The sequence below is a fragment of the Ferruginibacter sp. genome (assembly GCF_049840995.1).
Taxonomy (GTDB): Bacteria; Bacteroidota; Bacteroidia; order Chitinophagales; family Chitinophagaceae; genus Ferruginibacter.
In genome coordinates this window covers 328624-342145 of record NZ_JASGIP010000004.1, presented here as the reverse complement: position 1 = coordinate 342145, position 13522 = coordinate 328624, and the positions used below count along the sequence as shown (strand labels likewise).

Genomic DNA, 13522 nt, shown 5'->3' with positions numbered 1-13522 from the left:
AGCGCCAACCCATTTCATCTATGCCGAAGCTTTTAGCGCCGCAAAGGTAAGGGTTTTTGGGATATAAACAAGGGGTGCCAATTTGCGGTAAGTACGTATAAAAATATGTGGAAAACACTGTATTAAGCATATCATAGCAATAGTATCTTGTCAATACCTAATAAATCTACAACCCTAATATTTTACAATTTATATTTTATTTAGTACGAACCTTTATAAGGAATAATCGACTATTAAAATATTCAAACTAGAGATTGGCTGAATTCTATTAGTTTCTATACTGCAACTATTAAACGAATGGCTAATCTTTATAAAAAATCTTTTGTGATTTATATTTTTTTGATGAGCAATCGCCTATAAGATTATAATTAACCAGAATGATTTATAAGCATATTATTTTAGACTTAGAGGGCACTTTATTTACATCTGAGAAATTTAAAGAGAGAACTGCTCAATTAGCAATTGAATGTGTAAGTGATTTTTTTGACATAACGCTTGAGAGTTCCGATATTTTAATTAATTCAAAAAAAAAGGAATTACAGTTGTTGAATGGATATAAGCCTGCATTATCATTTTCTTTGTTACAATTAGGTATTTCATTAAATAATTGGGCGAGCTATCAATCGAAAGCAGAATTTACTGATATAATTAATTTTAATCAAGGCTTGAATTCATTTATCAAAGAATTATCATCGAAGTATAATTTAATACTTTATACTAATATGTGTTCAGAGTTGTCTTTTAAGATACTTCAGCATTTACAAATTAGAAAGTATTTTGACCCTATAATAACACCTCAATATCTTGGTACAGTAAAACCAAATTTAGAAGTTGTTAATCATTTAATAAACAATAAAATTATTGACATTACCACAACAATATCAGTAGGTGATCGCTATGAAATCGATATCACCCCGTTTGTTAAACTAGGAGGAAAAGGTTTTTTAGTCAACCAAGAAAAGAGTCTATATTCTTTGAAGTATTTTTTAAATGAGAAATAATGACCGAAACAGAAAAAAAATTAGATAAAATCAAAACCGAGATAGAAAAGCTACATCGTGAAACTTTAGCTAAAAACAATCAAACGATTGTGATGTTTTGTGATCTAGTAAATTCTACTGCTTATAAATCAAAAAGAGAGCTTTTAACTTCTTTAATTAAAGTTTTCAGACACAACAGCGAATTGGATAAGCATATAAGAAAAAATCATGGCACAATTGTAAAATCTCTAGGGGATGGAGTTTTAGCTACGTTTAAGATTGATGACCCCGAAGATATCATTTTCCCAATTCAGGCAGCCATTCAGATAAACCAAGCATTCAAAAATTTCAATAGTTTGCTTAATGACGATGAGAAAATATTTACCAAAATTGGAATTTCCCTGGGAAATGTCGTAGATTTTAGCATCATTAACTCAACAGATAATAATATTTCAGATCCCCATGGTCCCATTGTTGATTTAGCGTCAAGATTGTGCTCTCTTGCAGAAGGGGGACAAATACTATGTGATATGAATGTAATTGATCTTTTATCAAGAGCAACTGCCCATTTTGACATATCACCTCCTTATAGCAGAAAAGTAAAAGGTTTTGAAGAAAATGTTACCATTTCTTTAATTAATTGGGACAAGTCAATCCCACAAACTCTTAAATACCCAGATCCTATATTTTATAACTCTGGCTTTTTATCAACCAATTTTGTTTTAGATAAGCTCAAATCTACAAGCAATAAACTAGTATTAACCGGATTATCGAATAGATTTTTTGTTGACAATATTGAAATCTTGAATGAACTCCCAAAAAGGATTGCAAAAAATAAAGCTTTCAAATTAGAGTTGATATTCTTGAACCCGTACTCAAAATTCCTGGATTATTCCAAATTGATTACAAGAAGGAAAGTTACAGAATTAAATATCTTCGATAACATTAAAAAAGCATGCGCCTTTTATGCAGGTTTTGATAGTAACCTTATTTTAACTTGTTCTGATTTCCCTATGATTGTTCCATCTTTAATCTCAGATGAAAAAGTCTATTTTACCTTGCCCTTAAAGTCAACATTTGAAGAAGGACTAATTGAGGGTGTCGTAAATGGCCCTTATTTTAGTACCGATATGGGAAGTAATCTTGGTTTAAAAATCTTCAAAAATATAAGTTCAGATAGGATACAGAACATACCAATAAAACAAGTCAATGAAAAAGAAATAATCCTAGAAGAGTTTTTAAAATGAGAGTACTGATTTTCACAATTGGGAAGACGGCTGTAGGCAAAACTACATTGGCCAAAAGAGTTGCCAAAAAGCTCAAATTTGAATATTTATCAGAAGGTTCAATAAAAAAATCTTTAGTAGAAAAATATACTTATAAAGAAAGTCTAAGTGAAACCTTGCGAAATTTTGGGTATAAGAAAACAATAAAAATGTCCACAGTTTTGCTCAAAAACAAAAATGTAATTATCGATGCATCCTTTCACAAAAAATTTCGAAGAAAGTGGCTATATGATTCATTAAGACGACGTGTTGATTTACTTGTTGCAATCTATATTGATTGCCCAAATAAAACTAAAATCATTTCAAGAATAAACAAAAGAAAACTAATGCCCAAAAATTCAGAAAACCAAGCAGATTCTATTAAAGTATATAACAAAATATCAAAGGAATTCAATGTTCCCAATATTACAGAGTTCTCTATTGAAGCCGATTCTGCAATTATTTTCATTAATACCGATACTAATGAAATATCCAAAACACAAATAAAGATAAAAAATAAAAAATCAGAATTATTTTTTACTAAATTAATAAAGCACATAATAAAAAATCTTGGCAAATAGAAACAATATTGTAATTGTATTAGAAGGGCCTACCAATTCCGGTAAAACTTCATGCTGTAAAAGCATAAAGGATAAATTAACCAAGAAAAATATCCCATGCTTTAATTTAAATGATTATTTAGATACAGATAAACATGTAACTGAAGTAAAAAAAATAACTACCTTAAAGGAAAACAGTTTGGACGGAATAGAAGAACTATTGTTATACTCGTTTAGACTTAAAAGAAAATTATTTTACTTACAAAAATTGCTTGAAGAAAATACCAATTCAGTAATATTAATTGATAGATTTTATATCTCAATTTTATCACTTATTGTAGGAGTAAGAAAAATTTCACCCACACTAGTAAAAGCTCTTCTTTTATCCATATTAGAAGGCTTTGAACCAGATTTGTTAATCTTACTAGATATCGAAATAAGCAAACTCAAATTACGTCAGAAATCGAAAGAAAAGAATAGAAAATTTTCTGACATTGATTTATACATCGACGATTATAGAACGGCTTTTAAACAGACATATGACGAGTTGACAATCGACAAGCAATATATTAATACGACAGAAATACCTTTAAATTTCGTAGTCAATAAAATTTATAACCAAATATTAATTAAGTATGAAAAATGCAACATTTGAAAATTTCGGAGGCGAACAAAATGAGTTTTACTCTAATGAACATTGGACTGTTTTAGTAAGGCCCAAACAAGTTTCATTAGGTTCCAGTGTACTTATCTGCAAAAGGCCAATTGATTCTATGTCTAAGCTTACTGATGCTGAATTATTATCCTTTGGTATAGCAATTCGAGAAATTGAATCAAGGCTTTTAAAAGCCTTTGAATTTGAAAAAATCAACTACCTACTTCTTATGATGAAAGACAATGAGGTTCATTTTCATATTATTCCTAGATATTCTAAAATAAAAGAATTTGCAGGGCTTAAATGGGAAGATAAGGAATGGCCCAAAGCTCCAGATATGACAAGTGTTGTAACAAGCGACACTGCTGTTCTAAAATCAATTAAAGAAAAGTTAGCTTAAAATATCAACCATTTTCCTATGCTTAAGAATTTTTCAAACTATTGGGAAACTAAACATAGAGATGCAGAGTATTTTCACGAAGAACTTAGTCCATTAGTAAAAGAAGAAATTATCAATCTTAACTTGAGTGCATCTTCTTGTGTACTAGACCATGGCTGTGGACAAGGTAGAGTTTCATTTTTTATTGCAAAATTTACAAATCACATATATTTAAATGATATTTCATCCACTGCAATAAAGAAAACTTTAGCTACGTTTAAGTCTGAATTCTCAAACATCAATCCCGTAGCTTTTACAGGAATGTTATACGAAGCAAATTTTAAGAAACAGTTTGATCTCATCATTTCACACAGAGTTTTGCATTGCATGACAAAGGAAGAAAGGATTAAGACTTATAAATTCTACTATGATTCATTAAAAAAAGGCGGGAAAATATTATTAAGTGTAAAAAGCATAAACTGCAAAAAATATGATCAGATTTGTACTTCTAAAAATTATCACTTGGATAACACAGAAAAAGGATCATTTTTTAGTTCAAATCCATTTAGGTTTTTGCAATTCTTCGACATTGATTTAATAGCAAATGAATTACACATTCAAAATCTATTAATTACAAAACACTTCGAGTTTTTTGAAAAATCAGGTAACAAAAAAAGCATCACTTCAAATTTAGGTAACCTTTATTTATTTTGTTTAGTAGCAAAGAAATAGATACATAAACTAAAGAAAAGTGTCGCATCAAAACTAACAGCTCACTATTTTTTATAATGCAAAGATAATAGATAAAGCTTTACTGGTATGCATCCAAGTCAATCTGTCCAGGTGTTGCAATAATTAACGTGAAGTCTATTACAACATACTATATGTTTATTTTTCTCTGCAAACATCATTATTGATTGGACACTAATTGCTCCTGCGAAAAGGATATCAATACTTTAAACCTTAAAAAACTAAATATGCCATTATTAGAAACAATTTTTGAGGTAGCTGATATTGTAATAGATAAGATTCCTATCGCTGGTAGTATGAAAAGAAAATTAGACGATAAATATACAAGTCGAGAACTTTCAGCTAAAGAAGTAGCTGATGATAAATGGATAAAAAGAAATGCTGACTATTTAAATAAAGTTTTTAAAAAAAGAATGAAAAAAAGGCCTTATAGCAAAGAAAAGCTAAAAGAATGGATTAGTATAAACCCTGAATCTTTTGTAATTTTTGTACGTCGAAAAACCATTTCCTGGCCAATCAATGGAGAAAAAATTGTTTCAACAGTAAAGATTCAACCACTTAATACTGATTCAATTTTGCCAGGTAATGGCAATTTTGATCCGTTTATAATTAAAGGTATCGATATGACTAACGATTTTAAAACCGCTAAGGCTATTTGGATTGGCGATCTATCTTCTTCAAATAATGAAATGCCATATTTATTTAAAATTGTAAAAGAAAAGGTCGGTGATCTTAAGATACCTGTTTATTTTAGAACTGCCGATGACCGCCTACGAAAGATTTTTTTTGAAAGGTATAGTGCAAAAATTCTGGTACCTGTTGCAACGGCGGCTGATGGAGACACCATTCTGGTAATTTCTTAAAATAAATGCTATCTCAATTCATTGTAGTTGTTAATATCGATAGCAATTTTTTTACCCCTATTTTATTTCCTCCCCAACATCCCCTCCAGTAACTCCACCTTCTCCCCTTCACTTTATACAATTCCACAATCTTATCCTTCGGATTAAATGTAGGATAGTAACTAAAAACAGAAGCATTGTCACGGGTAGTTACAATTTTACCAATATTATTTATCGCCGCCTCTCTATCAAAAATTTTTATAGCCTCCATCGGCACTTTTAAATTCTCTGCAATTTGCACCAGCAGTTTATCTTCTATTCCTACTCCAATAAAACATCTTTGTGCAACTTCATGCCTTTCTGTCTTCGTGGTTCACCAACTTTCAGCCCTTTTCCTTATCTTCACACTACCTCACAAAAACAACACCCCTCCTCACCCACCCTCTCCTCCACAGGAAATCTACAATACATTTACAGGACACTCACGGGACATTTACAGGACATTCACAGGACTCTTACAGGACCCTCACGGGATTCTTGCAGAACACAACTTCAATGACAAGCCGGTCAGCATCCGGTCCAGGTCCACCTCAAGCCCCTGCTTACCTCAAGCCATACTAGTACCATCTCCTCCTTACTACACCCGTATCACACTCCATTCACAACTCACCACTCACATTTTCCTATTAATTCATACCTTCAGCAACAGTTGCTATCCTTTCAATAAAAAATTAAGTGCATGAAATCCCGTTCCTTATTTTTATTCATCATCGGTTGCATCTTTTCCTGCACACTGGTTGCACAGGAAAAGGAGAATGTCGTATTCCGTTATAGCTGCACCCCTACCAGTACCAACAGTTATTCCATCGAAATTACGAGGGATCAATTCACACTGCGAACGATCAATAAAACACCTGGCAAAAATGACCGGATCAAAAGAACTGACTCAACAAAATACAGTTACGCTTTTAACTACAGGCAAAAACAAAGTGTAGACAGTATCATCAGCGTAAACCGTCTCGATTCAGCAGGTTTATACGAAAAAAGACAAATGGAATGGGGTACCGTTTGGGAAATCGAAATACAGGAAAATTCGACCATCCGGAATATTTCTTTACCTAATTATAATAATGCAGGGCTGAAAGCATTGATCCATTTTATTGTGTGCATTATTCCGGATAAGGAACGCCCTCCTTTTGAATGTGAAAAATGTAAATAATGGCTGTCCTCCGTGGTTGGCGTCTCACCAACCACTGGCGCAGGTGATCTCGCCTTAGGCGAGATCACCTGTGTCTATTAATTCTGTCGGTTTATAACCGCGGCATACAGTTTAAGCAAATTATACTGCAGCTATCATTACGCCTCTCCTTGTGGTTGGTAGGGACACCAACCACGGAAAAAAAACAAACCGTATCTATATCTTCTATTCAATAGCATTTTGCAATCACAAAATGCCATTGATTTTTTACTGACATCAATAAAAACACGACACCCTTGCAGCTTCTCCCCTTGCCACTTTCCTCAAAAACACCTCCCCAACAAACTCCCATTCCCCTTTTCTCCCGAACTTTACAAAAAACAATCCCATGGCTGGAATAAAAGTGATCGTCACCGGCGCCACAGGAATGGTGGGCGAAGGTGTACTGTTTGAATGTTTACAAAATGAAAAAGTGCAGGAAGTATTATTGGTATCCCGCAGGCACTACGAAATGCAGCATCCCAAATTAAAAGAGCTGCTGGTGCATGATTTTTTTAAGCTGGAAAGCTATGCAGATCAAATAAAAGGTTATGATGCCTGTTTCTTCTGCGCCGGTATCAGCTCCGTAGGCATGAAGGAAGAAAAATACCGCTACATCACTTATGATACCACCCTCGCATTTGCACGATCCTTATTAAAACTGAATAAAGAGATGGTATTTACGTATGTATCGGGCAGCCATACCGACAGTACAGAAAAAGGACGGGTGATGTGGGCACGGGTAAAAGGTAAAACAGAGAATGATCTTGCGAAATTGCCCTTTAAAGCCGAATATAATTTCCGACCCGGTGGTATGTTACCCTTCGATGGACAAAAGAACTGGAAATCCATTTATAAATTCATTGTAAAGATCATCAAAGCAATAGCACCATCAAAAGTGATCACCATGCAGGAACTGGGGCGTGCCATGATAAAAGTCAGCACCACGGGTTACAGCAAAAACATTTTAGAGATCGTCGATATCAAACAGGCGGCAATATCATAACAATATTACCCTGCAGCCGCAGCGCTGTTGGCAGCTGCATCTAAAGCAACCTGCGCAGCAGCTCCGTCTGCATTTACATTAGCCATGCTTACAAAGCCATAGCCCCAGCCCTTCAATTCATTCTTCCACAATAAAGCGCCGTCTTTAGCAGAAAGACAAAGCAGCATCCCCTTAATGCCGATAAATAATTTATCTCCATCAATGTACAGTTGCCCGATCGATTGCCCCGTAATGCCGATATGAGCACCCAGCTTCACTTCCCAGATGACCGCCCCATCTTTTTTATTGATCGCCGCCACCCTCGCACGGCATAAAATATACAACACGTTATTTTGTTTCATAGCAAAGTTTTGCAATAAAATTATACAATAAACCAATGCTATCAGAAAGGGTGCAGCTTGCTACCAGGCATGTTTTAATTCCTTTAATAATTACCTTTTCCCGTTTTACCGATCTTCCTGTAATCAGCTCATTTTTGGTGTTCATTTTCAGTGCTTTACAATAATTTTTTGCTACAGAACACTAGCAAACAATAATAAACAGTAAAAAACAGTAGTATTTTAAAAGAAAAACTGTATTTTGGTATTCAAGATCATTTAACCTTAAACCTATTACCATGCAATCTTTATTACTCGCTTTTGAGATCTTTCAAAACCGTGACCGGTATTTTGAAAATGTTAGTGAAGACAAATATCCCCGCAGCATCATTACAGGGCAGTTAATACTCATCTTCATTGCTGCTTTTATCTACGGCACCATCATGGGAAGTTATAACGGTGTGGCACAGGCGATATCCTCTGGCATTAAACTGGTGGCACTGATATTTATCACTGTATCCATTTGCTTTCCTTCGTTTTATATTGTACAATTATTGCTGGGCTCAAAGATGAAACTGAAACAACTGGTGATCATTTTACTTCGCCGGCTTTGTAATGCTTACCACCATCCTGGTTGCTTTTGCACCTATTGCATTATTCTTCCAGTTATCGCTCAGCCCCTATAGCTTTTTACAGCTGCTGCATTTCGCGGTTTTTACTTTTGCCGGCGTGTGGAGCATGCGTGTGGTGGTGGAAACATTAAAAATTGCCTGCGAGAAAAAGAATATCTACCCAAAAATAGGGTTGAACATTTTTAAGATATGGCTGTTTATTTTAGCTTTTGTCGGTATACAGTTATCCTGGAACTTACGCCCGTTCATCGGCACTAAGGATATGCCATTTGAGATATTCAGGGAAAGCACCCATTCAAATATCTATACCACTTTACTGGGAGCGATCGGTGGATTATTTAAAGCACATTGATCCATACATTTGCAGGGTAATTTAATACCGGTTGTTTTTTAAAAATATCATGGAAGAAATAATGACATTGGAAGAAGTGGCAAAGTATTTAAAAATGCAGCCGCAAACCATTTATACCTGGGCACAAACCGGTAAGATACCTGGCGCCAAAATAGGAAAGGAATGGCGCTTTAGAAAAGACATCATTGATGAGTGGTTTAAACAGCATATTGATGAAAAATTCTTACCGCTGCTGAAAGAAATGGACAAGAAAAAAAAGCCCTGATCTCGTTGTAAAAACTATCCAATCCTCTTTGCGTCCTCTGCCTCCTTCCCTTCTTTTTGTCAACCTCTCCTCTGCGCCCTCTGCCCCTCTGCGTGCCATTTCCTCTTTCCACCCTTTGCCTCCTTCCCTTCTTTGCATGAACCTCTCCTCTGCGTATTCCCCGCCATCTGCGGGCCCCTTCCCCTGTTAATAAATACTCCCCTTTTTCCTTTCAAAACCCAAAAACAAATAGTAACTTTCTTAAGCAATTCACGCAACAGGTTGCCATGAGCAACACTACCAAAAAATACAGCTCCCGTGCAGGCGAATTAAAAGAGACCGACTGCCATACCGATCGAAAAACGGTACACACTATCACTCAACAACAAGGCGAAATTTTTTTACTGGATCATGCAAATTTTGCCATACAATACAAGGGCAATACAAGGGCATTGCTGCCCTGCAACCTGCCCGCAGCATTACAAAAAGCAGGTAAAAAAATAATATTCAGCGGAGTAATAAAAGAAACACAACCCGAAGAGCTTTGGGGGGCCGAACCCTTTGTGCTTACCAAAGCCGAAGAAAAATAACCGTCTCCGGTTAAAAATAAGGGCAGTACCATACTGCCCTTATTTCATTCGCCTTATCAAATCTACGGATTATCAAATCCTGTATCACGCTTTTTATCTTCCTTTTCAGGCGCCAGTACTTTAGCTGCATCCTTGGCGATCATTTCTTTTACTTCCTGCTTGATAGGTTGTTTATTAAAATGAGCCACCAGGTTCTTCACCGTATTCTCTGCAGCCTTTATATTGCCTTCGCGCTGGTATGCTTTAGCCAGTATCTGCATACTCTGGTTCAGGCTGATATTATCCAGTCCCTTGCCAACTTTGGATTTATCGATCACATCTGTCAGCAACGCTTCACCCATACTGAAATCAGGTTTCCTTACCTCCAGTGTTTTATCGGCAGTAATAGTTTTAAAAGTGCGTTGTGCATTCACGCCCTTTACAAATTGTGCATACACGGCCAATGGATGATCTTTATATTTTTCTGCCATCAAACTCAGTGCATCATTGCCTTTTTGCAGGTAAGGTGCATCAGATCCCATAAAAGCAAACAGGTAACCTACTTCATCGGTCAGCAACAGGTCGGCCACATCATCATCATTTTTACCGGAAGGATATTTTACCCGCAAGGTCAAAGTTTCTGAAACCACTCTCGAACCATCTTCATGATGATACACTGCACGCAATTGGTAGGTACCCGCCTGGTCAAAAATAAAGCCCTGCTTACCGAAACCGATATACGAACTTTCATACACGCCGGGTACTTTACTATTCAGCACAGTATGTTCCGGTTCCACGCACATTTCTGCAAGCGGTTCATATACGATGGTTTCGCCACCGGGTTTTTTAATACCTACGGTAATAAAGCCATAGTTTACATGCAGGCTGCTGTTAACAGGATTGTTCTTCATACTCGTGGTCTTTAATTTTGTTTCCAGCACCACGGGTTCACCCAGCATATACGATTTCTTCGCTTCCAGTTGCAATTCAAGATTGGTGTTATTTTCAATATTGTCTTCAAACAAAGAACCAATATCCTGCAATGAAGAACCTACCGTAAAAGGATTACCACCCATGATCACATTGTTCCGGAAACCATGACGCACATGCACCAGTTCTGAAGTATCAAAACGGAAAGGGAAACTATTCCAGAAAGGAACCGCACCACCGGGATAGCCCCATGGATAATTCATCCACGAAAGCGAACTCGGTATATTGGGTTTGGGTGGTGTAGCCAGGCTCTTCTGCCAGGAATGCAACAAATTAAAGCAGTGGCCCAGTTCATGTGTGCAGGTATATAATTGTAATCGTTGCTGATCGGCTGATGCGCCACCAATGCCCCTGTAAAAAACTGCAGCGCCCTGTCGTTGTAAACCTGTCTGGTCGAACATGATGCCATACAACCCGGGGCCATTGATATGTTCATACGCATGCAGCAGCCACACATCCCATGCAGGATTGTTCTGGTAAAGGCTGAAATGATTCACCATCGCATTGTGCAATTCAGCATTGGTCCATTTGGCATCGGGACCAGCCAGTGCCATAGGTACTACATTGCTGATGCCGGCTGTATTCATTTCCACACCGGCTTCTCCATAAGCGGTATTGATGCTCAGTACCCTTGCAGGCCCGCCCGAAGGCAGCGAACCGGTATTGTACGAAACAAAAGGCACCACGCCCGAAGTGCGGTCCTGCTCCAGCCTAACGGTGCGGAATGCACGACTGAAATTATTGCACACGTACATCGCACCCGGTGCATTGGTGGTGGCATGGAACCATTGTAGCGAAGCAGGCGCCAGCGGTTGAAAGATCAGCGTTTGCTTGATCACGATCTTGAGCTTGGTGTAAGCCGTGCTCCAGGTGGTGGCCGTATTGCCGGTAATAGTGATAACGCCGTTCACTATAGTGGTGGCAATAGTATCGGCAATAAAAGAACCGAAGTAAGATTTGGTTTGTCCCGAAATACTATAATAGTCGCCGCTTACTTTCTGCAGCGCATTGGCGCCGTCAATATCAATGCGCAGTTCCATTTCAAAATTACCCGTTTGCCCGCGGTAGCGTCCATACACTTTATTTTTTGCAATAGGCAGTGGAATGATGGGCAATGCGCCGCCGGCATCATCCAGGCCCATTTCCATTTCTTCTTCTGTCATTTGCATTTCTTCCTGGTCCGTATTCAAACGGTCATCAGTAAAATTGTCTTTTTTATCTTCCTTTTCAGGAATTGTTTTTTTGGGTCTTTTAATAACGGGGATGGCGGTTGCTCCTGCGGCATTTGGTTCAGCCAGTGCATCAGCATGCCCGTTATTCTGTTGATATTTCATACTTACTAAATTTGAAGGTGATACAATGTTCATTCCAGTGGGGGTGTGCTTTTTGATCTATCCATAGATTTTTTTGTTTTAAGGATGATAAATGTTCCGTACCATTCACGCCGGTACAGTTTGACGTTTTATTTAAAAAATAAAAGATCAATTACCAATAAGTCTTAAGCAATAAAAAAAACAGGATCAATCACAGAAGAGAAAAGAGAAAAGAAAACCATACTAATAAAATTCCGATGCTGCATTCATATAGCCGCTGATGAAACAGAGACTGGAAAGGGGCAGTTAGCCTTAATTCCGGGATCATAAAATTATTGTTCCCTCCAACTAAATGCAAGCATTTATTTAGAAAAAGTTATGAACAGGGTGGAGTTCTGATAAAAGCAAGTAATTCAGCCAGATAAGGATTTGCGGTAATTTTTTCGTGCTTTTATGCGTGAACAGTTATCGCATTTTATACCACAAACTGGTAATAGGCCTGCAATATATCCGGCACTTAGCTTACTATTTTTTTATTCCCTACATTTGCTGCACTAAAAATACAGATATGAAAAAACTATTACTGTTATTAACCGCTGTTGCAACATTAAACCTGGCAAAAGCGCAAACATTAACTACACCACAACCCTCTCCCACGCAAACTGTAAAACAGAATTTTGGTGTGGGTGCTATCGAACTCAGTTACAGCCGTCCTGCAAAAAGAGATCGTAAGATTATGGGCGACCTGGTACCTTTTGGCAAAGTATGGCGTACCGGTGCCAACGGCGCCACCACGCTTACCTTCAGTGATGATGTGACCATTGGCGGCAAGGAAATAAAAGCAGGCAAATATGGTTTATTGACCATTCCCGATGCCAAAAAATGGACCATCATCATTACAAAAGACGTGAATGTGAACCAGCCTTCGCTGTACAAACCAGAAAATGATATCGTTCGTGTACAGGCCGACGTTATGACTACTCCTTACAGCATCGAGAATTTCACCATCAACTTTGCTTCCATCACCGGCAGCAGCTGTAATATCGAACTGATGTGGGAGAATACCTATGTGCAATTTCCTGTAACGGTAGGCACCGATACAAAAGTAATGGCGCAGATCAATGATATCATGAACAAGGATAATAAGCCTTACTTCAATGCAGCATCTTATTATTACGATAATGGCAAAGACCTGAACCAGGCATTGACATGGGTAAACAAAGCCATTGAAACCAACAAAGATGCGTTTTATATGTACCTGTTAAAAGCACGCATACATAAAAAACAGGGTGATAAAACCGCCGCAAAAGCAGCTGCCACCACCTGTAAAGAACTGGCCACTACTGCCAAGAACGATGACTATGTAAAAATGGCCACCGATCTTATCAGCGGTTTATAATAAAATATATTTCCATTCCGCAACATCATAGT

At 37.2% G+C, this 13522-nt stretch carries 16 protein-coding genes; 14 read left to right on the top strand and 2 right to left on the bottom strand.

Annotated features, from left to right (window positions below; translation table 11 throughout):
- Nucleotides 1-377 precede the first annotated feature (377 nt).
- From QM738_RS12245 to QM738_RS12205, 9 genes are all read left to right on the top strand, one after another.
- The gene (locus QM738_RS12245) at nt 378-1001 is read left to right on the top strand and encodes an HAD family hydrolase (protein WP_462277009.1); all 624 of its coding nucleotides are present in this window, start codon (nt 378-380) and stop codon (nt 999-1001) included.
- Nucleotides 1001-2227 carry an adenylate/guanylate cyclase domain-containing protein gene (locus QM738_RS12240; protein WP_462277008.1) on the top strand — a complete coding sequence of 409 codons (1227 nt, stop codon included), beginning with the start codon at nt 1001-1003 and terminating at the stop codon, nt 2225-2227. Before QM738_RS12245 ends, QM738_RS12240 begins: the two co-directional genes overlap by 1 nt.
- Entirely contained in the window at nt 2224-2826 is a 603-nt protein-coding gene (locus tag QM738_RS12235; RefSeq protein WP_462277007.1) for a P-loop nucleotide/nucleoside kinase family protein, read from the top strand. Before QM738_RS12240 ends, QM738_RS12235 begins: the two co-directional genes overlap by 4 nt.
- A complete protein-coding gene (locus QM738_RS12230; protein ID WP_462277006.1) occupies nt 2816-3460 on the top strand; it encodes a nucleoside/nucleotide kinase family protein in 645 nt (214 codons plus the stop codon). Before QM738_RS12235 ends, QM738_RS12230 begins: the two co-directional genes overlap by 11 nt.
- Nucleotides 3441-3860 carry an HIT family protein gene (locus QM738_RS12225; protein ID WP_462277005.1) on the top strand — a complete coding sequence of 140 codons (420 nt, stop codon included), beginning with the start codon at nt 3441-3443 and terminating at the stop codon, nt 3858-3860. The genes QM738_RS12230 and QM738_RS12225 overlap by 20 nt, the downstream gene beginning before the upstream one ends.
- 18 nt (nt 3861-3878) lie before the next feature.
- Nucleotides 3879-4571 (top strand): class I SAM-dependent methyltransferase, encoded by a 693-nt coding sequence (locus QM738_RS12220; protein ID WP_462277004.1) that lies wholly within the window; start codon nt 3879-3881, stop codon nt 4569-4571.
- 245 nt (nt 4572-4816) lie between these two features.
- The gene (locus tag QM738_RS12215) at nt 4817-5452 is read left to right on the top strand and encodes a hypothetical protein (protein ID WP_462277003.1); all 636 of its coding nucleotides are present in this window, start codon (nt 4817-4819) and stop codon (nt 5450-5452) included.
- A gap of 718 nt (nt 5453-6170) precedes the next feature.
- A complete protein-coding gene (locus QM738_RS12210; protein WP_462277002.1) occupies nt 6171-6650 on the top strand; it encodes a hypothetical protein in 480 nt (159 codons plus the stop codon).
- Nucleotides 6651-7017: 367 nt separating this feature from the next.
- The gene (locus QM738_RS12205) at nt 7018-7674 is read left to right on the top strand and encodes an NAD-dependent epimerase/dehydratase family protein (protein WP_462277001.1); all 657 of its coding nucleotides are present in this window, start codon (nt 7018-7020) and stop codon (nt 7672-7674) included.
- A 5-nt stretch (nt 7675-7679) separates the two neighbouring features.
- On the opposite strand, the gene QM738_RS12200 is transcribed toward QM738_RS12205, so the two are convergent.
- Complete coding sequence (locus QM738_RS12200; protein ID WP_462277000.1) at nt 7680-8015, bottom strand: outer membrane protein assembly factor BamB family protein; 336 nt, start codon at nt 8013-8015, stop codon at nt 7680-7682.
- Nucleotides 8016-8290: 275 nt separating this feature from the next.
- On the opposite strand from QM738_RS12200, the gene QM738_RS12195 reads away from it, so the two are divergent.
- The 4 genes from QM738_RS12195 to QM738_RS12180 all read left to right on the top strand — a co-directional run bounded on the left by QM738_RS12195 (nt 8291) and on the right by QM738_RS12180 (nt 9809).
- Nucleotides 8291-8677 (top strand): hypothetical protein, encoded by a 387-nt coding sequence (locus QM738_RS12195; protein ID WP_462276999.1) that lies wholly within the window; start codon nt 8291-8293, stop codon nt 8675-8677.
- Nucleotides 8607-8975: a hypothetical protein gene (locus QM738_RS12190; protein WP_462276998.1), complete on the top strand. Its 369-nt coding sequence runs from the start codon at nt 8607-8609 to the stop codon at nt 8973-8975. Before QM738_RS12195 ends, QM738_RS12190 begins: the two co-directional genes overlap by 71 nt.
- A 49-nt stretch (nt 8976-9024) precedes the next feature.
- Nucleotides 9025-9240, top strand: a complete 216-nt coding sequence (locus tag QM738_RS12185; protein WP_462276997.1) for a helix-turn-helix domain-containing protein — start codon at nt 9025-9027, stop codon at nt 9238-9240.
- A 266-nt stretch (nt 9241-9506) separates the two neighbouring features.
- Nucleotides 9507-9809, top strand: coding sequence for a hypothetical protein (locus tag QM738_RS12180; RefSeq protein WP_462276996.1), 303 nt, complete (start codon nt 9507-9509; stop codon nt 9807-9809).
- 62 nt (nt 9810-9871) lie between these two features.
- On the opposite strand, the gene QM738_RS12175 is transcribed toward QM738_RS12180, so the two are convergent.
- Nucleotides 9872-12112 (bottom strand): hypothetical protein, encoded by a 2241-nt coding sequence (locus QM738_RS12175; protein ID WP_462276995.1) that lies wholly within the window; start codon nt 12110-12112, stop codon nt 9872-9874.
- A 547-nt stretch (nt 12113-12659) separates the two neighbouring features.
- Between QM738_RS12175 and QM738_RS12170 the strand changes: the two genes are divergently transcribed.
- Nucleotides 12660-13490: a DUF2911 domain-containing protein gene (locus tag QM738_RS12170; RefSeq protein ID WP_462276994.1), complete on the top strand. Its 831-nt coding sequence runs from the start codon at nt 12660-12662 to the stop codon at nt 13488-13490.
- Nucleotides 13491-13522: the final 32 nt, after the last annotated feature.

Bases quoted from the DNA above. Each gene is read 5' to 3' on its own strand.
- QM738_RS12220 (WP_462277004.1), top strand. From the start codon at position 3,879: ATGCTTAAGAATTTTTCAAACTATTGGGAAACTAAACATAGAGATGCA.
- QM738_RS12210 (WP_462277002.1), top strand. From the start codon at position 6,171: ATGAAATCCCGTTCCTTATTTTTATTCATCATCGGTTGCATCTTTTCC.
- QM738_RS12205 (WP_462277001.1), top strand. From the start codon at position 7,018: ATGGCTGGAATAAAAGTGATCGTCACCGGCGCCACAGGAATGGTGGGC.
- QM738_RS12225 (WP_462277005.1), top strand. From the start codon at position 3,441: ATGAAAAATGCAACATTTGAAAATTTCGGAGGCGAACAAAATGAGTTT.
- QM738_RS12180 (WP_462276996.1), top strand. From the start codon at position 9,507: ATGAGCAACACTACCAAAAAATACAGCTCCCGTGCAGGCGAATTAAAA.
- QM738_RS12195 (WP_462276999.1), top strand. From the start codon at position 8,291: ATGCAATCTTTATTACTCGCTTTTGAGATCTTTCAAAACCGTGACCGG.
- QM738_RS12235 (WP_462277007.1), top strand. From the start codon at position 2,224: ATGAGAGTACTGATTTTCACAATTGGGAAGACGGCTGTAGGCAAAACT.
- QM738_RS12190 (WP_462276998.1), top strand. From the start codon at position 8,607: ATGCTTACCACCATCCTGGTTGCTTTTGCACCTATTGCATTATTCTTC.
- QM738_RS12240 (WP_462277008.1), top strand. From the start codon at position 1,001: ATGACCGAAACAGAAAAAAAATTAGATAAAATCAAAACCGAGATAGAA.
- QM738_RS12170 (WP_462276994.1), top strand. From the start codon at position 12,660: ATGAAAAAACTATTACTGTTATTAACCGCTGTTGCAACATTAAACCTG.
- QM738_RS12185 (WP_462276997.1), top strand. From the start codon at position 9,025: ATGGAAGAAATAATGACATTGGAAGAAGTGGCAAAGTATTTAAAAATG.
- QM738_RS12200 (WP_462277000.1), bottom strand. From the start codon at position 8,015: ATGAAACAAAATAACGTGTTGTATATTTTATGCCGTGCGAGGGTGGCG.
- QM738_RS12175 (WP_462276995.1), bottom strand. From the start codon at position 12,112: ATGAAATATCAACAGAATAACGGGCATGCTGATGCACTGGCTGAACCA.
- QM738_RS12215 (WP_462277003.1), top strand. From the start codon at position 4,817: ATGCCATTATTAGAAACAATTTTTGAGGTAGCTGATATTGTAATAGAT.
- QM738_RS12245 (WP_462277009.1), top strand. From the start codon at position 378: ATGATTTATAAGCATATTATTTTAGACTTAGAGGGCACTTTATTTACA.